Annotated in this window: 21 protein-coding genes; 5 read left to right on the top strand and 16 right to left on the bottom strand. The window is 66.7% G+C overall.

What is annotated here, in order from left to right:
• Positions 1-25: 25 nt before the first annotated feature.
• Positions 26-496: an SRPBCC family protein gene (locus tag ACFWP5_RS02980; RefSeq protein WP_384149291.1), complete on the top strand. Its 471-nt coding sequence runs from the start codon at positions 26-28 to the stop codon at positions 494-496.
• 82 nt (positions 497-578) lie between these two features.
• Here ACFWP5_RS02980 and ACFWP5_RS02975 read toward each other — a convergent pair whose 3' ends face one another.
• Positions 579-1,703 (bottom strand): PLP-dependent cysteine synthase family protein, encoded by a 1,125-nt coding sequence (locus tag ACFWP5_RS02975; protein WP_384149289.1) that lies wholly within the window; start codon positions 1,701-1,703, stop codon positions 579-581.
• 353 nt (positions 1,704-2,056) lie between these two features.
• On the opposite strand from ACFWP5_RS02975, the gene ACFWP5_RS02970 reads away from it, so the two are divergent.
• On the top strand, positions 2,057-2,383 hold the full coding sequence (locus ACFWP5_RS02970; RefSeq protein WP_019075127.1) for a hypothetical protein: 327 nt from the start codon (positions 2,057-2,059) through the stop codon (positions 2,381-2,383).
• Between the two features lie 287 nt (positions 2,384-2,670).
• Positions 2,671-3,210, top strand: a complete 540-nt coding sequence (locus tag ACFWP5_RS02965; protein ID WP_384149286.1) for an ATP-binding protein — start codon at positions 2,671-2,673, stop codon at positions 3,208-3,210.
• Between the two features lie 668 nt (positions 3,211-3,878).
• Here ACFWP5_RS02965 and ACFWP5_RS02960 read toward each other — a convergent pair.
• Genes ACFWP5_RS02960 through ACFWP5_RS02950 form a run of 3 tightly spaced genes read right to left on the bottom strand, consistent with a single transcriptional unit; the run spans position 3,879 to position 7,497 of the window.
• Positions 3,879-6,440 carry an ABC transporter permease gene (locus tag ACFWP5_RS02960; protein WP_384149284.1) on the bottom strand — a complete coding sequence of 854 codons (2,562 nt, stop codon included), beginning with the start codon at positions 6,438-6,440 and terminating at the stop codon, positions 3,879-3,881.
• Entirely contained in the window at positions 6,437-7,189 is a 753-nt protein-coding gene (locus tag ACFWP5_RS02955) for an ABC transporter ATP-binding protein (RefSeq protein ID WP_384149282.1), read from the bottom strand. The genes ACFWP5_RS02960 and ACFWP5_RS02955 overlap by 4 nt, the downstream gene beginning before the upstream one ends.
• The gene (locus tag ACFWP5_RS02950; protein WP_384149280.1) at positions 7,186-7,497 is read right to left on the bottom strand and encodes an SHOCT domain-containing protein; all 312 of its coding nucleotides are present in this window, start codon (positions 7,495-7,497) and stop codon (positions 7,186-7,188) included. The genes ACFWP5_RS02955 and ACFWP5_RS02950 overlap by 4 nt, the downstream gene beginning before the upstream one ends.
• Positions 7,498-7,709: 212 nt before the next feature.
• Between ACFWP5_RS02950 and ACFWP5_RS02945 the strand changes: the two genes are divergently transcribed.
• Both ACFWP5_RS02945 and ACFWP5_RS02940 read left to right on the top strand, forming a co-directional pair.
• Positions 7,710-8,294, top strand: coding sequence for a TetR/AcrR family transcriptional regulator (locus ACFWP5_RS02945; protein ID WP_384149278.1), 585 nt, complete (start codon positions 7,710-7,712; stop codon positions 8,292-8,294).
• Between the two features lie 12 nt (positions 8,295-8,306).
• Positions 8,307-8,702 carry a cupin domain-containing protein gene (locus ACFWP5_RS02940; RefSeq protein WP_384149276.1) on the top strand — a complete coding sequence of 132 codons (396 nt, stop codon included), beginning with the start codon at positions 8,307-8,309 and terminating at the stop codon, positions 8,700-8,702.
• 523 nt (positions 8,703-9,225) lie between these two features.
• Here the strand turns inward: ACFWP5_RS02940 and ACFWP5_RS02935 are convergent.
• From ACFWP5_RS02935 to ACFWP5_RS02880, 12 genes are all read right to left on the bottom strand, one after another.
• Positions 9,226-9,483 carry a hypothetical protein gene (locus ACFWP5_RS02935; protein WP_384149274.1) on the bottom strand — a complete coding sequence of 86 codons (258 nt, stop codon included), beginning with the start codon at positions 9,481-9,483 and terminating at the stop codon, positions 9,226-9,228.
• A gap of 209 nt (positions 9,484-9,692) precedes the next feature.
• Positions 9,693-10,040 (bottom strand): hypothetical protein, encoded by a 348-nt coding sequence (locus tag ACFWP5_RS02930; protein WP_384149272.1) that lies wholly within the window; start codon positions 10,038-10,040, stop codon positions 9,693-9,695.
• A gap of 121 nt (positions 10,041-10,161) precedes the next feature.
• Complete coding sequence (locus ACFWP5_RS02925; RefSeq protein ID WP_384149270.1) at positions 10,162-11,403, bottom strand: helix-turn-helix domain-containing protein; 1,242 nt, start codon at positions 11,401-11,403, stop codon at positions 10,162-10,164.
• A gap of 79 nt (positions 11,404-11,482) precedes the next feature.
• Positions 11,483-11,647: a hypothetical protein gene (locus ACFWP5_RS02920; RefSeq protein WP_384149268.1), complete on the bottom strand. Its 165-nt coding sequence runs from the start codon at positions 11,645-11,647 to the stop codon at positions 11,483-11,485.
• 60 nt (positions 11,648-11,707) lie between these two features.
• Positions 11,708-16,192, bottom strand: coding sequence for a peptidoglycan DD-metalloendopeptidase family protein (locus ACFWP5_RS02915; RefSeq protein WP_384149266.1), 4,485 nt, complete (start codon positions 16,190-16,192; stop codon positions 11,708-11,710).
• A complete protein-coding gene (locus ACFWP5_RS02910) occupies positions 16,182-16,445 on the bottom strand; it encodes a hypothetical protein (RefSeq protein ID WP_384149264.1) in 264 nt (87 codons plus the stop codon). The genes ACFWP5_RS02915 and ACFWP5_RS02910 overlap by 11 nt, the downstream gene beginning before the upstream one ends.
• Positions 16,446-17,741: 1,296 nt before the next feature.
• A complete protein-coding gene (locus tag ACFWP5_RS02905; RefSeq protein ID WP_384149262.1) occupies positions 17,742-18,008 on the bottom strand; it encodes a hypothetical protein in 267 nt (88 codons plus the stop codon).
• Positions 18,005-18,346, bottom strand: coding sequence for a hypothetical protein (locus tag ACFWP5_RS02900; protein WP_384149260.1), 342 nt, complete (start codon positions 18,344-18,346; stop codon positions 18,005-18,007). The genes ACFWP5_RS02905 and ACFWP5_RS02900 overlap by 4 nt, the downstream gene beginning before the upstream one ends.
• Before the next feature lie 13 nt (positions 18,347-18,359).
• Positions 18,360-19,238, bottom strand: a complete 879-nt coding sequence (locus ACFWP5_RS02895; protein WP_384149258.1) for a hypothetical protein — start codon at positions 19,236-19,238, stop codon at positions 18,360-18,362.
• A 1,157-nt stretch (positions 19,239-20,395) separates the two neighbouring features.
• Positions 20,396-20,614, bottom strand: coding sequence for a hypothetical protein (locus tag ACFWP5_RS02890; protein ID WP_384149256.1), 219 nt, complete (start codon positions 20,612-20,614; stop codon positions 20,396-20,398).
• Positions 20,611-21,024, bottom strand: coding sequence for a hypothetical protein (locus ACFWP5_RS02885; protein ID WP_384149254.1), 414 nt, complete (start codon positions 21,022-21,024; stop codon positions 20,611-20,613). Before ACFWP5_RS02885 ends, ACFWP5_RS02890 begins: the two co-directional genes overlap by 4 nt.
• 404 nt (positions 21,025-21,428) lie before the next feature.
• On the bottom strand, positions 21,429-22,919 hold the full coding sequence (locus ACFWP5_RS02880; RefSeq protein WP_384149252.1) for a recombinase family protein: 1,491 nt from the start codon (positions 22,917-22,919) through the stop codon (positions 21,429-21,431).
• Positions 22,920-22,939 lie beyond the last annotated feature (20 nt).

Here is a 22,939-nt window from a genome sequence, read left to right as displayed (position 1 = left end):
GCCGTTGCGTAGCGGAGGTTTGACCATGGCTCACCGTCTGCGTCCGGTGGGGATCGACTTCGTCGAGACCGCGCCCGTACGTCTGGTCTTTGCGCGGGAGGTGGCCGCGCCGCCCGAAGCGGTGTTCCGTGCGCTGGCCGAGGATGTGGCCGGGTGGAGTGAGTGGTTCTCGGCGGTGGTGTCGGCTCGGCCTACCGGGGACGGGGCGGGGCGGGAGATTCGGCTGCGGGGTGGGACGCGGTTCGACGAGACCGTGTTGGTGGCCAAGGGGCCGGAGACGTATGCGTATCGCGTTGACGTGACCAATGCGCCGGGCGCTCGCGCGCTGGTCGAGGAGTGGCGGTTGTCGCCGGCCGGGAGCGGGACGCGGGTTCAGTGGACGTTCGCGGCGGATGGGGCGGCGGCGTTTCGGGGTGTGTTGCGGTTGGCCCGGCCTGGGTTGGGGCGGGCGTTCAAGGATGCGGTGACGGCATTGGACCGGCGGTTGGTGCGTTGAGCGGTGCCGTGTGTCGGTTGTCTGCGGCGCCGTGGGGGCTGGTCGCGCAGTTCCCCGCGCGCCCCCAAAGGGGCGCTTCAGTTCAGGTCGGCCACACGCCTGTCGCCAATAGCGACGTGATCGCCTTGCTGTACGGGGCGATGTCCAGGCCCTGTTCCGTCAGCCAGGTGTCCGAGTAGTACTTGTCCAGGTAGCGGTCGCCCGGGTCGCACAACAGGGTTACTACGCTGCCTTGTTGGCCCGTTGCGACCATCTCGGCGATGATTTTGAGGGCGCTCCAGAGGCCGGTGCCGGTGGAGCCGCCTGCCTTGCGGCCGATGGCTTGTTCCAGGGCTCTTACGGCGGCGACGCTGGCGGCGTCCGGGACCTGCATCATGCGGTCGATGGCACCGGGGACGAAGCTCGGTTCCATACGGGGCCGGCCGATGCCCTCGATGCGGGAGCCGCAGTCGCGGGTGACGTCCGGATCGCCGGTGGTCCAGCCCTCGAAGAAACAGGAGTTCTCCGGGTCGGCGACACAGACGCGGGTGTCGTGCTGCATGTAGTGGACGTAGCGCGCGAGGGTCGCCGAGGTGCCACCGGTACCGGCCGTCGCGACGATCCACGCGGGCTCCGGGAAACGCTCCAACTCCAGCTGGCGGAAGATGGATTCGGCGATGTTGTTGTTGCCGCGCCAGTCCGTGGCCCGCTCCGCGTAGGTGAACTGGTCCATGTAGTGGCCGCCGGTCTCCACCGCGAGGGTGGCCGACTCCTCGTACATCTTGCGCGGGTCGTCCACGAAGTGGCACTGCCCGCCGTGGAATTCGATCAGGCGGATCTTCTCCGCGCTGGTCGTGCGCGGCATGACCGCGATGAAGGGCACCCCGATCAGTTTGGCGAAGTACGCCTCGGACACCGCCGTCGAACCGCTGGACGCCTCGATCACCGGGCGCGTGGGCCGGATCCAGCCGTTGCAGAGGCCGTAGAGGAAGAGGGAGCGGGCGAGGCGGTGTTTGAGGCTGCCTGTGGGGTGGGTCGACTCGTCCTTCAGGTACAGGTCGATGCCCCACTTCTCCGGGAGCGGGAACCGGAGCAGGTGGGTGTCCGCCGAGCGGTTCGCGTCGGCCTGGACCTTGCGGACCGCTTCTTTCAGCCAGCTCCGGTAGGCGGCGTCGCTGCGGTCGACGTCGAGGGTGGTACCGGTCAGGGCCTGTGGGGTGGTGCTCACGGCGGGGCTCCTTACGCTTCGCGCCGACGGCGCCTCGCGCGGCCGACGCCTCGATCATAAGCACCTTCCGCACGCTTCTCACCTGCATAAACACTCCTTTGGGCGACTCAAAGGCGTCCCTGGGGAGCAGGGCTTCGGCGGGCTTGCGATCGGTTTGCCGTGGGTGTGCGATGGGCTGTCGGCGGGGCTCGGGGGCGCACTCACGCGAGTGCTCCGGATACTCACCGTGACCGCACCGTGCGTACTGGTGCTCGACGCCCCGGGCGGGCAGACTGCACCGGAGCGGGACGAACGTCCAAAACGGGGGCGCACACTGGATCACCAGATGTCCTGGACCAAGGGGGCGGGGAAGCATGGCGGAGCCGGAGTTCACGGCCACGGGCGTGCGGATCGGGAAGCGGTTGCGTTCGCTCACCCGGGCCGGACAGGTCCGGATCAATGACGGCAGGCTTGAGTTGCTCACCAGTTACGGCAGCGAGATCGACAGCGCGCCGGTGCAGGCGGTACGCGCGTCGAAACCCTGGTTCGCTCCTGAGGACCGGGCACTGGCCGACCTCAACGGCAACAGGTACCTGTTGACCCTCGGCGAACACGACCCCGCGCCGGGTCAGCCCGGCCCTCCCGCGGCACGCCGGTTCATCGAGGCCGTGCGCAAGGCGGCGGGGCGCGGCGGCGGCTGATCCGCGTCGCGGAGCGGCCGATCCGTGCCGTGGAGCGGCCGGCCTGCGCCGTGGAGCGGCCCGATCCTGGCCGTGGAGCGGCTGATCCGCGCCATAGAGGGGCAGTGGCCGGCCGCGAGTTGCGGGACCGCGGTCCCTGAGTCACTCTGGTCTCACGTCACTCTGGGTTTACCGGCGATTACGCTGCGAACCAGCCCGCCGGACACAACAGCAGGCGGCCGTTCTCCGACCACCCTGCTGGATCCGAACTCCGTGTTCTTCCGGACCTCAGTCGGGGAGTCGCAGCCGTGATCAGTCACCCAAGCAGGCACTGCACGGTGGAGCTCCAAGCCCTGCCGTCGCGGATCGGCCAGGTCCGCAGAATCGTATCTGCGCAATTGCGCTACTGGCATCTGGATCCTCTGATAGACCGGGCCGCGCTCGGTGTCACAGAGCTCCTCACCAACGTCCACCGGCACGCACAGCCCGACAAGACGTGCGTCGTCGAGATCGAGCTGTTGCTGGACCAGCTCATGGTCTCGGTGCACGACCACGATCCCCGGCTTCCGGTGGTGGGCGACATCGACGAGGTCTCGCCTACGGCCACTTGTGGGCGCGGGCTCGCGATGGTCGCCGCCGTGAGCGAGAACTGGGGTGTGCGGCCGGACGGTGAGTCCGGCAAGGTCGTGTGGTTCACGCTCACCGCGCCCACGTCCGCGACGCCAACTCGTCCCCCGCGCCGTACGGCCGCGGAGAAACCCGCGCACCGGTTCGTCACCGAGGTCGAGCACCCGGTCGACGGCCACCGGCCCCAACACGCTCCCGCCCGGTCCGCCGTTGCCGGTTGATCGGGCGGTGATTCGTTACGGGTTGCCGGGGGGGGCGGCCGTCCTTTGGGTGCTTGGGGCGGGGCGGGAACCGTCGTTGCCGAGGCGGCTGGGCCGGTGTTGAAGCGGGTGCCTTCGTGTGGAGACGGCGAGATGGTTGGGCCGGCCGGCCGGTGTTGAGACGGCGGGTTACCTGGGCCGGTGTTGTGAAGGCGGGACGCCCGAGCCGGTGTTGAGACAGCGGAACGCAAAAGCCGGTCTTGAGACGGTGAGACACCTGAGCCCGCCTTGAAAACACGCGATGGCTGGGCCGGTGTTGGACGGCGGGATACCCAAGTCGGTCTTCACGCTGCAACAGATCGGGACCGGTCTTCAAAACACGCGATGCTGGACCGGTGTTGAGACGGCGCGACACCCGAGCCCGTCTTCAGACAGCAACGCACCTGGGCCCGTCTTGAAAGCACGCGGCACCTGGACCGGTGCTGCACACGCACCCACGCGCGCACCTCTTTTGGTTCGGTCGCCTTCGGGGCGCTGGAAGCCGGTGTCGAGAGCACGACCGTGCTCGCACTCTCGACACCGGCGCGCCCCTACGGCTCCCTCTCGGCCGACGCGTGGGGACAGTCGAACTTGGTGGGCCTTCGCCGTCGGTCTGGGTGGACGCCGTGAGTTTCTCTACCGGTGTCAGATCACTCGGTGGCAATCGCCCGCAGTACGTTCAGCCGGGCCGCGCGGCGTGCCGGGCGTAGGCCCGCAAGAGCCCCTGCGGCGATGCCCACCAGGGCCACGACTACGAGTTGTACGGGCGGGAGTGCGAAGGCGAAGGCGCTGTCGCTCGCGCCGTCCGAGGCCTTGACCAGGACCCAGCCGAGGAAGGCGCCGAGGGCGAGGCCGCCGAGCGTGCCGAAGGCGGCGACCAGAACCGACTCCCAGCGCACCATGGCCCGGAGTTGGGAACGGGTCTGGCCCACTGCCCTCAACAGGCCCAGTTCGCGGGTGCGTTCGTGGATCGCCAGGGTCAGTGTGTTGGCGATACCGAGCAGGGCGATCAGGACCGCCAGGGCGAGGAGGGCGTAGACGAGGGTCAGCATCATGTCGATGCCGCCGGCCGAGGACTGCGCGTATTCGTGGCGGGTCTGGACTTGTGGGTTGCCGTACTGCGCCGCGACCTTCTCGACCGCCGCCTTGCCCGTGGCCGTGCTCACGCCGTTCTTGAAGGAGACGGCGACCAGTGTGTCGGAGTCCTGGGTGCGGTGTGGGGCCCACGCGGCGCGGGTGATGACGTAGTCGCCGGCGAGTTCGGACTGGCCGTAGACCGCGCGGACCGTGAAGGTCTTCTTCTTGCCGTCGGTGAAGGCGAGTTGGGCCTTGCTGCCGGCGGTCAGGTGTTGCCGGTCGGCCTCCGTTTTGGTGATGGCGATGCCGTCGGTGCCGAGGGAGTGAAGGGATCCGTGGACCGCGCCCAGGTCGAAGGTGCGGGCTAGGGCGGTGGGGTCGGTGACCGTCAATGCTCGTCCCTTGCCGTCTACTTCGGCTACTCCGCGGCCCAGTCCCACTGCCGTGTTCACCTCGGGCAGCTTGCCGATGGCTCCGGCGAGTTGGGGGCTCAGTCCGCTGCCGCCCGCGCCGAAGGACGGGGTGCTGACTGCTACGTCACCGGCGAAGGAACGGGACACCGTCTGGTCCATCGTCGCCTTCAACGAGGCGCCGAACACGGTGAACAGGGACACCACGGCCACGCCGATCATCAGCGCGCTCGCGGTGGCGGCCGTACGGCGGGGGCTGCGCAGGGCGTTGCGCCGGGCGAGTCCGCCGGTGACGCCGCGCAGCCGGTCGAGGGGGCTGCCGAGGACACGTACCGCCGTGGAGGAGGCGACCGGGCCGAGGACGACGAAGGCGACCAGGGCCAGTACCGCCCCAACTCCCGCCAGCAGCAAGGACGGTGAGATCAGTACGCCGGTGAGGGTCGCCGCGACAGCGAGGACCGCGAGGGCCAGTCCTGTCACCGCTCGGGCGCGGGACGCGCCTGACTGGTCTACGGCCGTCTCGCGCAACGCGGCCAGGGGTGCGGTGCGGCCCGCTCGTACCGCCGGCATGAGTGCGGAGCCCAGGCAGACGATGATGCCGACTGCGAGGGGCAGGGCCATGGAGAGGGTCCGGATCACCAAGTCGCCCTCGGGAAACGGGAATCCGATCGCCGGGAACAGGATCTTCAGTCCGGCCGCGATCCCGATGCCGCCCGCGAGTCCTGCGGCCGACGCGGTCACGGCGACGACGCTCGCCTCGGTGACGGTGGCCGCGGTGACTTGGCGGCGGGAGGCGCCGAGAGCCCGCAACAGGGCGTTCTCGCGAGTGCGTTGAGCGATGACGATCGCGAACGTGTTGTGGATGGAGAAGGTCGCGACCAGGAGGGCGATGCCGGAGAACACCAGCAGGAACGTGGTGAAGATGGTCAGGAACTGGGACGAGACCATGTCCGTGTTCTCCTGCGCCGACTCCTGGCCCGTGATCGCCTCAACTCCCTTGGGGAGGACGGGAGTCAGTCGGTCGACCAGTGCCTGCTGGCTGACGCCCGGGCCGGCTCGTACTTGGATGCTCGCCGCCTCGCCGGGCTTGGCGGTGAGGTACTTTTCGGCGTCGGACTGGGTCATGCCGGTGAACGTCACCTGCGCCATGCCGTCCTCGCCGCCGAAGGTCGCGAGGCCGACGATCGTCACCTTGACGGGGTCGGGGGTGCGCAGTGTGGTCGTGTCGCCGATCTTCAAGTGACCCTTGTCGGCGGCACCTCGGTTGATGACAACCTCCCCCGACCTGGCCGGAGTTCGGCCCTCCGCGAGCCGGTACGGGTTGAGTTCGGGGTCGGTGATCCAGTTGCCGGCGAGGGTGGGCGGCCCCTTGCCGCCGATGGCTTCGCCGTTGGCGCCTACGAGTTGGCCCGCGCCCTGGATGCCGGGGGCGGCGGCCGCGACGCCGGGGACCTGCTCGACGGCCTTCACCAGGGCCGTGCTCACCGGTTGCCGCACGCCCTGGCTCTCGCCGGGGGCCGTGATGGCGTCGGCGCTGCGCACCACGGCGTCCGTGCCGCTGGTCGCGTCGCCGAACATGGTGTCGAAGTTGGCGCGCAGGGTGTCGCCCATGACGAGGGTCCCGGCGAGGAAGGCGACCCCGAGGAACACGGCGAGGAACGTACCGGCGAAGCGCCTTTTGTGGGCCCGCAGGGAGGACATGCTCAGGCGTACGGACGCATTCATGACCTCACATCCTCGAAGGCCTTCAGACGGTCCAGGATCTTTTCGGCCGTGGGGGAATCCATACGGTCCACCAGGCGCCCGTCGGCGAGGAAGACGACCTCGTCGGCGTGGGCGGCGGCGACCGGGTCGTGGGTCACCATCACGACCGTGCGGTCCGTCTGCCGTACCGCACGGCGGAGCAGGCCGAGGACCTCGCCGCCGGAGCGGGAGTCGAGGTTGCCGGTCGGCTCGTCGGCGAAGACGACCTCGGGCCGACCGGCGAACGCCCTTGCCACGGCGACACGTTGCTGCTGGCCGCCGGAGAGTTCCGAGGGGCGGTGGTGGAGCCGGTCGCGCAGTCCGACGACGTCGACGAGCGCGTCGATCCACTCCTGGTCGCCCTTGGCCCCGGAGAGGTCCAGCGGCAGGGTGATGTTCTCCACGACGGTCAGCGTCGGTACCAGGTTGAACGCCTGGAAGACGAAGCCGACGCGGTCGCGGCGGAGGAGGGTCAGGCGTCGGTCGTCGAGGGTGCCGAGTTCCGTGTCGCCGATGTACGCGGCGCCGGAGCTGAGCGTGTCGAGTCCGGCCGCGCAGTGCATCAGGGTGGACTTGCCGGAGCCCGAGGGGCCCATGATCGCGGTGAAGCGGCCGGCCGGGAAGTCGACGCTCACCCCGTCCAGGGCGCGTACGGCGGTGTCGCCGACGCCGTACACCTTGACGGCGTCGACGACCCGCGCGGCTGTGCGTGTGGTGGTCGCGGTGGTCATGCCGGGCCGCCTCCCTTGCCGGTGGTGCGGCCGAACTGCTCGTCCAGGACGGACAGACGGCGCCAGTACTCGTCCTCGTCGATCTCGCCGGAGGCGAAGCGGCGGCCGAGGACGGCGAGCGGGGAGTCGCCGGTGGGGCGGGTGTCGGCCATCGCGCGCCACGGGCCGCCGCGACCGTTCCCGCGACCGCGCCAGACGGTCCGGCGGAGCACGGTCACCGCTCCGACCACCACGGCCGCCCAGATCAGCGGGAAGAGCAGGATCCACGGGCCGGGGCCGCCGCCGTTCCAGTTCGCCAGAGTCTGCATGTCGATTCATCTCCAAGAGGTCCGGAGGCCCGGAGGGCTTCCTGTGATGTCCGGTGATGTATCGAGACTGGCTCCGGGGAGGGGTCCAGGTCGTCGTACGGCCAGCGGCAGTACGCGTACCTCCAGGGGAGTACGCGGGTTCGTTCCGGCTGCTCCCCCCATCCGTCGAAAACCTCTCGACGACTGTACCTACTAGTATGTACAGTCCCTCTATGAGCACCCCGGAGCGACTGATCGAGTCCACCCGCGAGCTGTTGTGGGAGCGTGGCTACGTCGGCACCAGCCCCAAGGCGATCCTTGAGCGCTCGGGCGCCGGGCAGGGCAGCATGTACCACCACTTCAAGAACGGCAAGCCGGAGCTGGCGCTGGCCGCGATCCGGCGGACCGCCGAGGAATTGTTGGCCGGCGCCGAGGGAGTACTCGACGGGCCCGGCACGCCGTACGAGCGGATCGAGGCGTATCTGCGGCGTGAGCGCGATGTGTTGCGCGGGTGTCCGATCGGGCGGCTGACGATGGATCCGGACGTGATCGCCAGCGCCGAGCTGCGGGAGCCGGTCGACGCGACGCTCGACGCGATCCGTGAGCGGCTCGCCGGAATCGTCGAAGAGGGCAAGGAACAGGGGCAGTTCGAGCCGGAGCTGGACGGGGAGGAGATCGCTGCCACCATCCTCGCGACCGTGCAGGGCGGGTATGTGCTCGCCCGCGCGTCCGGGTCACCGGCCGCCTTCGACACCGGAGTTCGGGGACTGCTCTCCCTTCTCTCGCCCATGTCTCGCCAACCCATGTCTCCCCGATAGGAGTTCAGATACGTGCGGATCAGCAGGAAGCACCCCGACACGCGGCAGGGGCCGGCGGAGAACTTCACCGGCACGGTGTGGCTCGACGAGATCGCCGCGCCCGAACCGCCGTCCCGGATACGGATGTTCAGCGTGCACTTCACACCGGGCGCGCACACCGCATGGCACACCCATCCGCACGGCCAGGTACTGCACGTGACGGAGGGCCAGGGGCTCGTGCAGCGCAAGGGCGGTGCCGTCGAACCGATCCGTGCGGGCGACACCGTATGGATCGAACCGGACGAGTGGCACTGGCACGGCGCCGCACCGGGCACGTTCATGACGCATCTCGCGGTCGTCGAGGCCGCGGAGGACGGCACCACCGCCTGCTGGTACGAGCACGTCGACCCTGCGAACTACCCCACCTGAGGAGGCACTTGATGCACGCGATGCAGTACGAACTGACCCTAGCTACATGGGCACCCTTGCATAGAGACTAACAGAGGGCCTGACCTGCGGAAACGCAGAAGCCCCGCCCCCTCCCAGGACCATGGGAGGTGAGCGGGGCTTCAGCCGCCCGAGCACCCTTGCGGATTGGGTGCCGTTCATCGGGCGGGTCCTCGTCCGTCCCAGGGGATACGCAACCACGTAGAGGCGGACGAGGAGTTTCGGGGCCGGCACCCGCCCACCGCCACGGGGGAGGCAGTGGGCGGGTACCGGAGCCCTGCCCACCTCCTCACGGCAAGGAAGCGGGCAGGGCCTTTCCAGCTCCGACGCAGCCCGGAAGGTGCCAACCGGCCGCGTCGGGTCCTCGCCCTCGATCGTTTGTCGATCAGCACATCGAGGGCGGGGAGTCGGGACGCAAGCAGGAACCGGGAGGGCCGACCTCACCAGCTGTCCGGTTCCTGCCACGCCCTCCGCGCGCCAACTGCACAGGCAGCCGGCGAGCGGGCTAAGGGGGCGGCACAAGCGACGTCGGGCGGTAGCCGGGGCCCCAGAAATAGGTGCCGGTCACCGTCTGACCGTCGTCGCCGAGGATCATTCCGCAGTGGACGACGTCCCCTTCCGCGCATGCGTGGGGTGGCTCGCCGCACGTCACAGTGACGCTTCTGAAGTCGGGCTCAAAGCCGAACTGCGCCAACCACTCCGGATCACTGGGGATCGTCTCCGTGACGCCACAGACAGGCTCGTCCTCGTCCTCGTCAGTCACTGCGAGCCCCGCCCGGTATGACGCGGAAGTTGGCCTGTCGCACGGTGCGGAACCTGTCGTGCCCGCGCTCCTTGGCGTGAAGCTCCGCCCACACGGAAGCCTCCGACCCGTTGCCGAGGGGCTCGTGCTCCATACATCCGGCGCACTCGACCCATTGACGCGTCGGGACGGCGCCTAGTTCGACGTCGCTGCGCACCATGGGGAAGGGATCAACCGTCATTGGAGGTACCGCCGTCCGCCTCATCCATGGGGGCGGGAAGTCGTTGCCCCCTGGACTCAGCAACTCTCAGCACGCCAGCCAAAGACTCTGATAGACGGACCGCCATGTACCGCACTTCAACAGTGGGAGTTACCGGGTCGCCGAGGACTTTAGCCGCTTCTGCGAGTAGCTCCTCTCCAGCTTCGAGCATCGCCGACTCGTAGTTATCAGCAAGTCGGGACATGATTCCGCCTGCGTCGTCGGTGCTCAGCAATGCGGGCTTGCCCTCTTCGGTCCACGGCAACAGTCGGGGCCGACCCGTTGGGACGTATGTGTGTTCGCCGCCGGTTCTCTGCATGAATTCGGCCCCCTCGCCGTTGGTCGGTAAGGGGACCGTACGATCGGACACACCGTCAATCCACACGCGGAGCGCGGTAGTTTGCCGACGCCGCGGAGAGAAGTAACACGGAGCGTGGTACTTAGCCGGCCACTCCTAGGAACTCGGCCATGCTGCGCATTTCTTCGGTCAGCGTGCGTTTCCGGGTCGAAAGAATGTCCGTCATCACGCGACGCGCCATCGGTTGGTGTGTCAGCCACACGTCGGCAGCGTCGCGAAGGTGGACTAGTTCGTCCATGGCGTCCTGGTGCGAGCCGAGAAGCACGTGAGCACGGGCCACGTCGAGGCGATGACGGCCGTAGTTGTTTGTGCTCAGCCGTCCGAAGTTCTTCACGCCCTTCGCGCTCAGCGGACCTTCATCAGCGCGACGCAACACGCCGCGAGCGTCGCCTACGAGCGCAAGATCTTCAATGGCCTTCGCTTCAGCCGTCACTGGACCGAAGGCACTCCAGTGCGTGGGGAATGAGGTGTGTTCCCGTTCGAGCGCGCCCCCGGCGGTCTTGGCCATGCGGCGAGCGTGCTTGGCCACGTCGTCACGGTTGTTGCGACGTGCGGCGGCAGCCACCCTGAGCCACAACTCACCCCACACGGCTAGCTGTGCAGGTGTCGCCTCAGACATGCGTGGTTCCATCTCCGCTGCTGTCTGCGCTGCGAGTTGTTCACTCTCGTCGAACCTGTCCTCACGCAGCAGAAGCCACCCGAGACCCACGATTCCAGTCGCTGCCAACTGCGTCTGACCAGTCTCGCGCGCAAGCCGGATCGCTTCCGCCAGTGCGAAGTACGCCATGTCGTACTGACGGACCTGAGTGAGGTACTTGCCGGCGAGCAGAAGTGCATGAGCCCGCGCGATCATGGCGTGCTGCTGCTCCTCGCCCTCCAGGGTGCTGACTGCTGCCTCAGAGGCACGCAACAGCTTCGGGAGGGCTCGCGCAACGGACGTGTACTGGTCCGCCTGATAGAGCGTGTGGCCGTCCTGTACGCCCTGCCGGATGGCGGACGGATCCTCGGCTTCGGCCGGCTCCGCTAGGGACGCTGCAAGCCCAATGGGCGGCATGAGCGCGCGCCTCAACTCCGCGAGGTAACGACGGTTCGCTTCGTCCGCCGGACCGACCACAGAAGTCGGCGCCTCGCTCGCGAGTAGGGCAGACGTCGTCACGCTCAGAGCCCCGGCAAGGATCGCGAGGGTATCCATGCTGACGTGTCCGCCCTGCTCGACCTTGCGGACCGTGCTCAGGGACAGGCCCGCAGCTATGGCAAGCCCCTCTTGGGACAACCCGGCTGTGCGTCGGTACTTCTTGACGTTGTCGGCCAACCCGGTAGACATCGGCACCACCTCACCAACAAGCGTATGCCCGCGCCGGGCGTGCGCGACGCGGGTTACTCACGCTTGCGGACGCGGGACGTCAGACAGGGAAGCCGAGCGCGCGCATGCGACGTCGGTACGTGCGTCCCGCCTCCGCTGAGCAGTAGCGGCGCACGCGCCCGGCGCCGGGCGTCTGCTCCAGTTCGGTCGAGCAGTGCGGGCACGTGACGACGATCTGGCTCTTCGTGCTCTTCGTGTAATCCATGGTCGGTCCTCTCAGAAATGGGGAGGGCCGGCCCCATGTCGGAGCCGGCCCGAGTGTGCGTCAGACGTAGCGACCGGCGTTGATGGCTGCGCCTGTCTCTGCGTCCCGCACCGTGATGCGGTGGTCGACGATGTCCGTGATCTCGCGGTCGCCCACCCACACGTGGTTTTCAACCATGATGTTGGGGGTTGCTCCGCCCCCGCTCTTTGCCGCGCGGATGTCGTCCCACTGGGATCCGGTGAACACGGGCTCCGGGGATCCGGTTCCGTTGGCGACGAGGGAAAGGCCCGTCGGGAGCATTCCGCCGTCGTCGTACCAATGCGGCGAACGCGCCATCCACTTGGAGTAGGCGTTGGCCGGCGTGCCGTAGCGGTCGTCGATGTAGCCGAGACCCCAACGGATCTGCGTGGCGTAGTTCGTCAGCCAGTCGGAGCCGGCGGACGCCATCTTCGACGCGGGCAGCGCCTGCGGGATGCCGTAGGCACCCGACGAGGGGTTCTTCGCCCGGTAGTTCCACCCGGACTCGCCGTTCCACAGGTTTTTCAGCGGGCCGAACTGCCCCGCATCCCAGCCGTGTTGGCCGAGCATGCCCTTTGCGTACTTCTGCGCCGTCCCCGCCGCTCCAGCGGTGAAGCCCTTCGATCCCGTCAAGTACGGCATCGGGTCGACGGACTTACCGTTGACGCGCGCCTCCAGGTGGAGGTGCGGACCGGTGACGTTGCCGGTCGCGCCGACCTTGCCGATCTCCTGACCTTGCGTCACGTGCTTGCCGACGGACGTCAGGATCTTCGACATGTGGGCGTAGAGCGACGCCAGGCCGCCACCGTGACTGAGGATCACGTGGTTGCCGTACGGTCCTCCGCTCGCTGCTCCCGTGACGTCACCGTCGGCCACAGCGTGAACGGCTGTCCCGGTCGGTGCCGGGAAGTCCAGGCCCGTGTGATGACCGGAGGACCACATGGGACCGGAGACACCAAAGCGCGTGCCATAAGGGACGTTGACGGGCTTGATCCACTGCCCGCCTCCCCCGCCTCCACTGGAGAACAGGGATTCAGCCGCAGTGACGATCTTGTCCTTCAGTCCAGCAACCATCTTCGTCGGGTACTGCGTCAGCGCCTTGCCCATGTGGGAAGTACCAACGCCGGCCGACACCTTGTTGAGGATCGGAGTCGTGAGCTTCTTCCACACCGACGAAGGGTCGGAGAGTAGGTTCGCTCCGGTCTTCGCCCAGTCGACGCCCTTGCCGACGACGTCAGAGACGGTGTCCTTCGTCCAGTCCCAGACGCCTCCGAGTACTCCGCCGGATTCGAGGAGCTGCGTACCCGCCTGGCGGTGCAACGCTTGCGCGCGTCCCCGGTACTTCGGATCCGTCGGGATGACGTACTCCGGGTAGCGCGGATTGCCCTCGCCGACGATTGCCGTCGGACGATTCGTCACCATCGGGCGGGCAGTTCCCCAGCCGCTCCCGACGGTTCCGCCGGCTTCAAGCAGCTTGGGTGCGGCAGGGAGTTTCGAGAGTCCGACGAACGAGGCGACCTTGTCCCAAACGGCCTTGATGCCGTTCGTGTACACCCATTTGATGATGAAGTTGACGGGCGTCTTGGAGTGGTCGACTACGTCATCCCACGCGGCCTTGATGTTCTTGCCCATGGACTTGAAGGCGCTGGCTATGTCGTCGACGATGGGCTTAACGCCCTTGTCGTACAGCCACTTGAACTTGCCTCCGAGCCACTGGATTCCGACCCAGATGGAGGAGAACGCCGGGGAAAGCCAGTGTTCCCACAGTGCCTTGAGCTGAGCGCCGATCCATTCGGATATCGGCTTGATCGCGTGGTCGTAAAGCCACTTGAACTTGGCGCCGACCCACTGGATCGCATCCCACATGCTCTTGAAGAACGGCTGAAGCTGGTTCTTCCAAACCCACTGCGCCAACGCCCCGATGAACCCGAGAGACGGCTTGATAGCCTTCTCCCACAGCCACACAGAGATCAGTCCGAGAGCCTGGAACGCTATCCACATGGGCGCCAGGACAGCAACTACCACGATCGCGAACATGATCCGGGCTGCCAGCCAAATAGCCTGGAAGACTGGTCCAATGGCCTTCTGCCACAGCCATACGGCGATGTCTCCGACCAGCTTGATCAGGAGCCACATGCCCTGGAAAACGGGCTTGAGTGCCTTCTCCCAGAGCCATAGAGAGGCCGTCTTCAGCCAGTCCCACACGACCTGAATACCTTGGCGGAACCACGTGAAGTGGTTGTAGGCGAGGATGACCGCGAGGACAACAGCACCAATCGCGAGAGCAATCCACCCCCACGGGCCGGCAGCCGCGATGACGTCGAATGCGGCCATCGCGCCGTTCACGATGAACTGAGCCACCGCCCACAACTTCGTTGCGACGTACAGGCCATAGATCCCGATGACCAACTCGGGCACGTTCGTCGCAAGCCAGCCGACGCCTTGCGCGAGTCCGTCGATTGTCTTCAGTAGCGGGCCGGATACCGGTGACAGGGCTGTTCCGATATCGAGAACCGCGTCCGCGATCTTCCCGAATGTGTCGGCGAGGAGTGGTGCCTTGTCTGCCGAGTACGACAGGAAGTGCTCGAATTCAGGTGAGCCCTTAAGTCCCTTGCCCCAGTTGGCGAACCGTCCCGTGATCCGCTGCATGGTGTCGGATATCGACCCCATGTGCGGGAGGAAGGCGTCGACGACCCCCGCCATTCCGGTGACGATATTCCCGAATGACACGCCAAGCCCGATGATGGCCGGCTTCGCGTTCTTGTTGATGTCGCCCTTGAAGCCACGCCAGAAAGGCGACTTCAGGGACTTCGACGCCTTGTCGAAGAGGATCCCGACTGCGTCCGCGGCACCCTTGACGAGGGGCGTAAGACCAGGGAGCGCGCTCTTTGCTCCGTTGACGCCGCGCGTGAAGAGCGGGAGGACGTCAGGCTGAAGTGACAGGGACCAGGCCTTGAAGGCGGACGTCAGCCCCTTCGGTCCTGCAAGGGAGTCGTAGAGGTCGCGTTGTTCGGGAGTGAGCTTGGCGAGTGCCTTGCGGTAGTCGTCGGTCGCATTGGCGCTCTTCGTCGAGGTATCGACCCCGGACAATTGCGCGGACTGGAGACCTCGTTCAGCAGACGCGACGGCCTCCGCACCCTGCACCTGCGCGTCACGGACCTTCGCCCGGTCGTCGGCAAGAGTGCGCTCCTGATCGGCAACCTTCTCGTTCGCTTGCCGGACCTGGTCTTGAGCCTGCTTTACCTGCTTACTGCCGTTGACTCCCGCCTTGTTGGCGTCGTCGACGGATTTCTTCAGCTCAGCGTTCTTCGTTTTCTGTTTGTCCGTGTTGCGTACGGCCTCGTCGTAGGTGAGCTGCGCGCGCTGACGCTCAAGGTCCGTCGACGTAGGGTCGGCAATCGTCTTGGCGAGATCGGCCCGCGCCTCATTGACGCGGAGCGTCGCCTCGCGCTGGTCCAGCATCCCGTCAAGGAGTTGGTCGTTCAGATCCTTCAGGGTCTGCGCTGCGTCGGAACGGGCCTGCGTGAGGTCCAACTCAGCCTGACGCGCGCCTCGTTGGGCGTCGGCAAGGGACCGCTCAGCGTCCTCAACCTGTTGGTTCGCCTGCGCGACGGCCTGCGATGCCTGACGGTGCGCGCCGGCGAGAGAGGCCTGAGCGTTTGCCAGCGTCAGCGCCTGTTGGGCAGCCTTAACCGACGACGCCGCGGAATTGTCCGTCGCGGTCTTGCTCTGCTGCTCCGCGGCCGTTTTCTGCTGGATTACGCTCGTGACGCCCTTGATTGCGGGAATGGCAGCGAGCGCCAGCGCGCCCACCCCCGCGCCGGCCGCGACTGCTGCCGACGCGATGGCGCCAATTCCCGCCGCACCTACGGGCACTATCGGGATTGCTGCGACGCCAGCGACCGCAATTCCGAGCCCGCGCAATGCGGCCATCGCTCCGGCGGAATCGACCTTGACGCGGATCCGTACGTCGTCCCCATCGACTCCGTTAATCGTTCGCTGGACTTCAGCCAACGCAGCGCGCGCAGCAGCGGTATCGGCGGTTACCTGAACGGTCGGGTGTTGAGCGGCCAACCGCTCCAAACGGGCGTTGATGTCGGCGATTTCCGTGAGCGCCGCGCCGGCGTCCAGGTCAATTCCGACCGTGCGACCGGACAACGACTGAATGCGGGCGCGCAAACGGTCGAGATCGGCGTTCAATCCCGTATCGCCAAGCCGAACGTCGGCCCGTGGCAGGGACCGCATTGCGGCTTCCAGTGAGCGCCTGACGGACTCGCCTAGTGCGCCGCCGATTTGCCCACCCTGACGCGTGGCACTTACCCGCGCGCGCTGACCTCCCAGGGTTACACCATCGGGAATGGCGATGACGAGGTTTCGGGCGATGGCGTCGCCCATCCGCCGGCCCGCCTCTTCCCCAACCCGGTCAGCCGCGGGGAGGACGATGGCCTTGAGCTTATTGTGGAAATTCGGCGCGATGGGGACGACGTCGACGGCCGCTCCGCCGACGATATCCAGATCACCGGCCATGGATCGACTCCAGTAGCGGGCCGACCTGAAGCGGCGTTGTGCGGCCGTTCAACAGCCGTTGGAGGGCGTTTAGATGCTGCCACGACGCCGCAACGTCGGGCGACGGCTCGGCGGTTTCCAGGGCTCTGCGGAGCCATTCGGCGTCAGCGCAGGCATCGCCGCAGTAAACGGCGGGAAGCGGCGCATCGCGGATCATCACCAGCTCAACATGGAAGTTGCAGCCGTCCCGTGCACATGTGTTTTCGTCGGTCATGAGATCTCATTCCGGGCATAGAAAAGGCCCATAGCTCGTCAGCTACGGGCCTGCAATTCGGGCTATGGAGTTGTTGTTCTCGTCGACGTCAGGGGCGCGGGGCGTCCTCCAGGAATATCCCGGAGACGAACTCCCGTGCATTCGTGCGGGCGTCCAGGAGATCGGACAGGCGGATAAGCTCCGCAGCCTCCAGCGGGTTGCCATCGCGTGATGCGACGCGCGCACGCATGGTCCAGGTGAAGCACGAGGAACTGCACCAGTGCGAACGACCGGAGCGCCCTCCCTTACGGCGTCGCACGCTCCGCTCGAAGCGGCATCCTGACCGACGGCACGTGGATTCCGCCGCGTACTCCATGACTCCTCCTGAGGGCATGCAAAAGCCCCGAGGAGATTCTTCGGGGCTGGGAACGCTTTTAGGCCTCTGACCTGCGGTTTGTAACGGTAGAAATTCGATCTTCCGCCTAGCGCTTGATCGTCTCGGGCACACGATCCGCCTCGTCCGCCGCGCGCCAGGACCCCCAACGGGGCGTCAGGGGCCGCTATAGGGGCGCCTGGAGGCGTTACGTCTCAGGTCCCCAGACCCGTACAGACAGCGAGACCCAGCACCTTTACGATTCGGAGATACTCCCGGAGGGGGTCACCCCCCTGGGTCCGGGCTAGTCGATCTTCGCTGCGAAGCCGGCACGAGGCGGGCGACGATGACCGTCAGCAAGCTCGCCCTTGATCTCCAGGCGACTCGGCACGAGCGTGATCTCGCGCGAGCGGATCACACTCCTGACAGTGCTAACGTGGCGTCGCTGAGACCGTGATGGTCGACGCGGCGGCGTATAGCGTCGCCTAAGACCGTCTCCGCGATGGAGGCGTCAGAGCTCCGCGACGGAGCTTGAACGGGTTGCTCACTCAAGCAACGGCCCTGAGTAAACAGGGGCCCAAACGGCGTGATGCCGTCAGGGACCCAAACTCTGTAGATCCTCCGTGATCTCAACGACATGCACCGCAACGGTGCAGCGCGCAGCTAGGGCCCTGCGCACTGACAGGTCACCTGTCGTCGTTGAGGTTGCTCACGCTTCCTCTCACGACACGTGGCACACACCGTTGCCGAGGAGAGCTTGTCGTGTGGTCCGTGCTGGGCGAACTCGCCCTAGCTGCACCATGGTTGGTTGGAGTGCTGGTGACTGCACTCTTCCTGATCGTTCTCGTCTCCCTGCCGCTCAGCCTGCATGGCTCAGCGGCCAATGAGAGACCGGAGATCATCCGTGCGCTTGCCGACTTATGGAGGTTCTGGCGCCGTTGACGTCAGCCCTGTCCGAGCGAACTCACGTGGTCGAGTCGCACCTTGTGCACCTTCGTCGACACGGCCACGGTCAGCGAGTTGGGCCACTGGTTCCCGCCCGCCGGCCAGCCGGCGAGTGTCTCGGTGACGTACGTCAGCGTGCCGGCGAGCGTCTGCCCACCGATCAGGTTGACGCTCACGGCCGTGCCGTTCAGCGCGATGGCCTGGTCACGGATCGTCGACAGGTACTCGTCACCCGTCAGCGTGTGGGTTGTGGGGTAGGCGGTCATCGGGACTCCATGCGGTAGGTGCGGGTAGCGAACGGGTTCCGCCCGTCCGTCACTGCGGGGCGCACCTCAGGGCGACGCCCCTCGTCGTCCAGGCCGTTGCGGTCGCGGTAGAGCGCAGCGCCTGCGCCCACCGTTCCGGAGCCGTTGCCGCCCGCGACGTCGCCTCCGCGGTTCCCACCGACGCGGGGAGCCGAAGGGGCAGGCGGGGTGAACTCCGTCAGGAACGCGTCCGCGTCCGCGCTGAGTTCCTCCGGGGTCTGCCCACGCAGGCGCGCGCACATGACCGGAGTCAGCCCCTTGGACTGTCCGGCTGCGAGTTGCTCGGGGGTTGGTTCCATGTCGTTCCTTCGGTCAGTAGGAGAGTGCAGGGGTTCGCTCAGCACCGGTCAGTGCCGGCGCGGGGGGAGTTGGGATCGGCGTCACGGTCGGGCGGTACCGGGACGTCTGGTCGTCGGTGTAGGAGATTGGATCCGTCGCAGCCACTACGTGCGCTTCGAGATCCGTCGCGGATGTCGGCACGTACGTGGTCCCGACATCGGCCAGGAACAGGAGGTACACCTCCGTGTACCGCTGCGAGCGCATGGCCTCCAGTGCGAATCCTGGAACGTCGTCGAGCCGAGAACGGATCTCGCCGTGCCCGTCGCTGCGCCAGGCGCGAACCTTCCGTCGCTCCTCGTCGAACCCGCCCACTGCGTCACCCGGACGCAGCCGCGGGAGGATCAACTCCCACTGCGCTGCACGGATGTTGGTCAGGTCGACGAGGAGTCCCTGAAGGCGCCCCCACGCCTCCACAACGGCGCCTCCCGCCTTGATGGCAGCGTCCGCGCTCCGCACGCCCGCGAGCACCTCCGCGGCCTCCCTGGCGTCGCTCAGGACGTCGTCCAGGCGCGTGCCGAGGTGTTCCAGAGCGTCAGCGGAGTACAGCACCCGGGTGTCGTACGCCAACAGCTCAGTGGACTTCTTCGCCTGGTCCCTGGCGATCCGCTCCGCGTGCCACTCGGAAGCTTCGACATGCGCCTTCGCAGCGCGCTTGCCAACGTCCCGGGGCCATGAGCCGTCAGCCTGGAAGGCACGCACGGCAGCGTCGATGACCTCATTCCGCGCGACGTCGGGGACGACGCCTGACGGGTGCTCGCGGAGACGCTTCTTCGCATCCTCCAACAGCGCCTCCGTGCGCGCGATTTCGGGCACTACGGCGAGCGCCGCGGAGAGTTCGGGATTGGTGGTCATGAGTGCCTCTCAGGGCTTACAAGAAAGGCCACTGACCCGAGTTGGTCAGTGGCCTGGTGGTGTGGCGTAGGGCGCCATTGCGGAGCGTCCCGGAGCAACTCCGCGCGCTGCGCCCGTCGCTGCCTCACACGGGCACGGATGGCGTCGGCCGACGCCGCATAGCGCCGACGCTCAGCAGCGTTGCAGCAGTCACGGCAACGTCGCCTGAGCCCCTGCCTGCCGAGCGCGTCACGCTGGAAGTGAGCAACGGTCCGCGGGAGTTGGCGCCGGCACACGGGGCACGGCTGATCCTGTTTCGGTGTGGGGACGTCGCACATCGACATGGCGTCCTCCGTTCTGTCCGTCTGGCGAATGGATTTGAAATAAGAAAGGCGCCACCCGGAGGCAGCGCCTGAAAGTTGAAGGTCGGTGGCGGAGCACGTCGACGAGGAGCGCGACCGGAGGAGAGTACGGGCGGCTCAACACGGACGAGGCTCAACGCCACCGACCTAGCGTCGCTGCGCGAGAGGAGGAGCAGCAGCGACGCAGCTTGCAGGAGGAGCCGCAGCCCACAGCTCGCGGAATCTCCTCCTACTACTGTTATGGGGTAGTAGTGACGCGACTTTCGGTTCATCAGGCGACTTAAGTCTCTAAACGGGCATGAGTCGATACATAACCGTTACTCACGAGCGCTTGACTCCCGTCACCGTGCGTGACAACTCGCTAGACGACACAGAGGGCGCCCCGTGCGCACCCGACACGCTCGATGGACTCGTTCCCACACTCAGGACGGGAGGCCCTCCAGCGGGCACGCAAGGGCCTTCTCGGGCCTCGTCCGCCCCAGCGCCTCCGTCGGCCTCCGCGCGCAGCGTCGACGAGGGGCCGCGGACAGAGTGAGGTCCAAATCGCCAAACTAACTGCCATTTTCCTTTCTCTCTTAACGCGTCTTAGAGAGAAGTGAAGTTAGGGGTTAGTTTGTCATTTTGGCACCCAGAACGGCCCCACGGTAGACGCAGTGTGACGACGAGGCGGAAACTGGTAACGCTCCGCACATACTCCTGAAGTGCATGCACCCCGCACGAACTTCCGGGCCAGCCGCGGAGGACGTCGACGAGGCCCCGGAACGCGCAGAGACCCCGTGCCAGCCGAGCCGACGCGGGGTCTTCCGTCACAGATAGTTACTTACTCGCGGCCTCTTCCGCGGCCATCTTCCCGCGGAGGTAGTCGGCGTTCCACGCGACGTCTGCGGGGTCCTCGTCGAGGGCGCCACGGATAGTGGTCCGCGCCCACATCGCGCGGTCGGCAAGGCGTCGGTCGTCGACGTGGTCACCCGGCACCGTGAGTGCCTCGTGGACGGCCTCCAGGAGGGCGCGGAGGTCTTGCGCCTCCGCGCTCATGCGGCGACCGCCGAGAGCCCGTGGAGCGCCACGCCGGCAGCCGTGGCAACGCAGGAGGGGCACACCGGGGCCGCCCACATGCCGCCGACGTAGACCGGGGCCGCCTCGTCGTCGTCCTCCAGGCAGTGAGCGCACGTCTTCACGGGCTCGAAGCCGTACAACTCCTGAGTGCCGATCGAAAACATATCGGCCTCCCCAGCCTCCACCCCCAGAACGGCGCTCGGGACGGAGTCGAGCCACGTGTCACAGAGGACGACGCCCTCATAGTCGGTGACGTCGTACGCCATGCCGACCGCGACGCGGGCGGGGAGGCCGAGACGGTCGGCCACATCGAAGGCGAAGGCGGTGAGGTCTTCCAGGTCCACGGGGGTGGTGGTGTTGCCGACGACGAGAATCGTGTTCCGTGCCATGCTGAGACCTCCAGTAATGGAACGAAGGGCCCGCTGCGTCCGCCAAGATTCTGCGGGCCCTTCGTCTTGCTTGCGTCGGGGTGTGGCTACACCTTAGGCGCGGGTGTAGCCACACCGCAACCCTTCGGTGTGGCTACACCTCTGCTACCGTCCCCCCATGCCCAACCAACCGAAGACACCAGTCAGCCGCTTCCGTATCGACGCGGAGTTGTGGAAGGCGTTCGACGACGCTGTACCTGACGACACAGATCGCTCAGACGTCCTGCGACGCTTCGTCGCGTATTACTGTCGTCGGCCCAATGCCAAGCTCCCCGAGCGCCCTCCAGCGGGACCGTGGAGCGAGGCACCGTAGACAGCGCAGAGCCCCCGTCGGGACGATCCGACGGGGGCTCTGTCGTGCGTGGCTAGTCAGCAGCCGGCGTAGCCCACGTGATGTCGCATCGCACGTCACCGATGAACGGTTTTCCGCGGAGCCCTCGCGTCACGGACACGCTGTCGATGGCCAAGCGGATCAGGTCACGCCTCAGGGCGTCATCTGCCCCATCCCACGCCGCATGCAGCACGTCGGAGTCGTCAAAGATCGTCAGATCAACGGCTCCGCTGAACTCCGCAGCTCGATTCCCCGCGGTGACAAGGTCCGACTCCGCCTCCGCTACGAGGCGGGGGTAGAAGCGACCCATGGCTCCGTCATAGATACCCGCCTTACGGTCCTCTGCGAGGCGCTCCAGGGACCGTTCAGCGGCTTTCACGGCTCCAAGCGCCTGGCGGTGCTCTTCCGTCTCCTCAGGCTTCGTAAGAGCTACCCACCGCTCCGCCACGGCCAGCATGAGTGGGTCGGCATTGTCGATGTCAGAGCTGACGACTGCGCCTATCCACTCCTCGAAGATGTACGCCTCTATCAGCGACCGCATGGCCGACGCCGGCTCTGCGCACGGTTTCCCAACGGTGTAGTTGAGGCAACGGTACGAGCGCCCGTGAATCGCCGTACCGCCCCCGCAGCTTGCACACCGGAGAAGGCCTGACAACAGGTGCTTCACCTTGCCCCGTTGATACTCCGGAGCAACGGGCAAGTGCCCCGCCACGGCCAGGCGGGCGCGCTGGACGAGGTCGCGCGTTACGGGCTCCACCCCTTCCGCAAGCACGGACACCCGCTCACCCTGCTTGTTGCGGTAGGGAACGGATCGCCCACCCCTCGTCAGTGATACTGCCTGCCAGCCCTCGTACACGGGCACCTGCACCATTCGGTGGATCGTCGATCCACCCCAGGAAATCCCTTCAGGCGAGGGAATTCCTTCAGCGTTCAGCTCCTGCGCAATAGTTCTTGCCGACTTACCTTCGGCAGTCGATTCGAAGATTCGGATGAGCGTTGGCCACGTCGACGCGTGGCCAAGCTTGCGAGTCTCTTTGTCCACGATCCGCAAGCCGTACGGCGCAGCGCCCAGCCAAGCACCCTCCTCGCGCTGCTGCTGTTTCGTACCGCGAACCCGATGCGAGAGAAGAGCCGAGTACTCCCGTGCCTCCTCAACTCGATTGATGATGTCCCGACGGTCCCGGTCGTCCGCCGAATCAAGCCGCTCGTAGTCGAAGATGATCCGCTTGCCATCGTCCAGAAGCGGCGTGATGTCGTTAGAACTCCTGCGAGAGAATCGGTCGGCTGCGTAGCACCAGAGGGCAGGAACTTCTCCCGCGCGCAGGGCATTAATCGCGCTGACGAATCCGGGGCGTACCGTGTCGGTGTACGCACTCAGGTTGTCGGTCCATACCTTCCGGACGGTGTAGCCATTCTCGTCAGCCCACCGACGCCCGCGATCCTCCTGAGCGCGGAACGTCAACGCCCGCTCCCTCTGCCGCGTGATGGCGGACTTCCGCAAATACAGGTCAACCTCTTGTGTCACAGCCCCTCCCCTGTTTCGGA

It is taken from the genome of Streptomyces sp. NPDC058469 (assembly GCF_042721125.1).
GTDB lineage: Bacteria > Actinomycetota > Actinomycetes > Streptomycetales > Streptomycetaceae > Streptomyces.
Note: the sequence above shows the minus strand (reverse complement) of the source record. Positions and strands in the feature narration are given on the sequence as shown.

What these genes read in the sequence shown, in the direction of transcription:
- ACFWP5_RS02910 (WP_384149264.1), bottom strand. Translation starts at nt 16,445, where the DNA reads ATGACCGACGAAAACACATGTGCACGGGACGGCTGCAACTTCCATGTT.
- ACFWP5_RS02885 (WP_384149254.1), bottom strand. Translation starts at nt 21,024, where the DNA reads ATGGCACGGAACACGATTCTCGTCGTCGGCAACACCACCACCCCCGTG.
- ACFWP5_RS02890 (WP_384149256.1), bottom strand. Translation starts at nt 20,614, where the DNA reads ATGAGCGCGGAGGCGCAAGACCTCCGCGCCCTCCTGGAGGCCGTCCAC.
- ACFWP5_RS02970 (WP_019075127.1), top strand. Translation starts at nt 2,057, where the DNA reads ATGGCGGAGCCGGAGTTCACGGCCACGGGCGTGCGGATCGGGAAGCGG.
- ACFWP5_RS02925 (WP_384149270.1), bottom strand. Translation starts at nt 11,403, where the DNA reads ATGTCTACCGGGTTGGCCGACAACGTCAAGAAGTACCGACGCACAGCC.
- ACFWP5_RS02915 (WP_384149266.1), bottom strand. Translation starts at nt 16,192, where the DNA reads ATGGCCGGTGATCTGGATATCGTCGGCGGAGCGGCCGTCGACGTCGTC.
- ACFWP5_RS02950 (WP_384149280.1), bottom strand. Translation starts at nt 7,497, where the DNA reads ATGCAGACTCTGGCGAACTGGAACGGCGGCGGCCCCGGCCCGTGGATC.
- ACFWP5_RS02955 (WP_384149282.1), bottom strand. Translation starts at nt 7,189, where the DNA reads ATGACCACCGCGACCACCACACGCACAGCCGCGCGGGTCGTCGACGCC.
- ACFWP5_RS02900 (WP_384149260.1), bottom strand. Translation starts at nt 18,346, where the DNA reads ATGGAACCAACCCCCGAGCAACTCGCAGCCGGACAGTCCAAGGGGCTG.
- ACFWP5_RS02945 (WP_384149278.1), top strand. Translation starts at nt 7,710, where the DNA reads ATGAGCACCCCGGAGCGACTGATCGAGTCCACCCGCGAGCTGTTGTGG.
- ACFWP5_RS02960 (WP_384149284.1), bottom strand. Translation starts at nt 6,440, where the DNA reads ATGAATGCGTCCGTACGCCTGAGCATGTCCTCCCTGCGGGCCCACAAA.
- ACFWP5_RS02980 (WP_384149291.1), top strand. Translation starts at nt 26, where the DNA reads ATGGCTCACCGTCTGCGTCCGGTGGGGATCGACTTCGTCGAGACCGCG.
- ACFWP5_RS02930 (WP_384149272.1), bottom strand. Translation starts at nt 10,040, where the DNA reads ATGCAGAGAACCGGCGGCGAACACACATACGTCCCAACGGGTCGGCCC.
- ACFWP5_RS02920 (WP_384149268.1), bottom strand. Translation starts at nt 11,647, where the DNA reads ATGGATTACACGAAGAGCACGAAGAGCCAGATCGTCGTCACGTGCCCG.
- ACFWP5_RS02905 (WP_384149262.1), bottom strand. Translation starts at nt 18,008, where the DNA reads ATGACCGCCTACCCCACAACCCACACGCTGACGGGTGACGAGTACCTG.
- ACFWP5_RS02895 (WP_384149258.1), bottom strand. Translation starts at nt 19,238, where the DNA reads ATGACCACCAATCCCGAACTCTCCGCGGCGCTCGCCGTAGTGCCCGAA.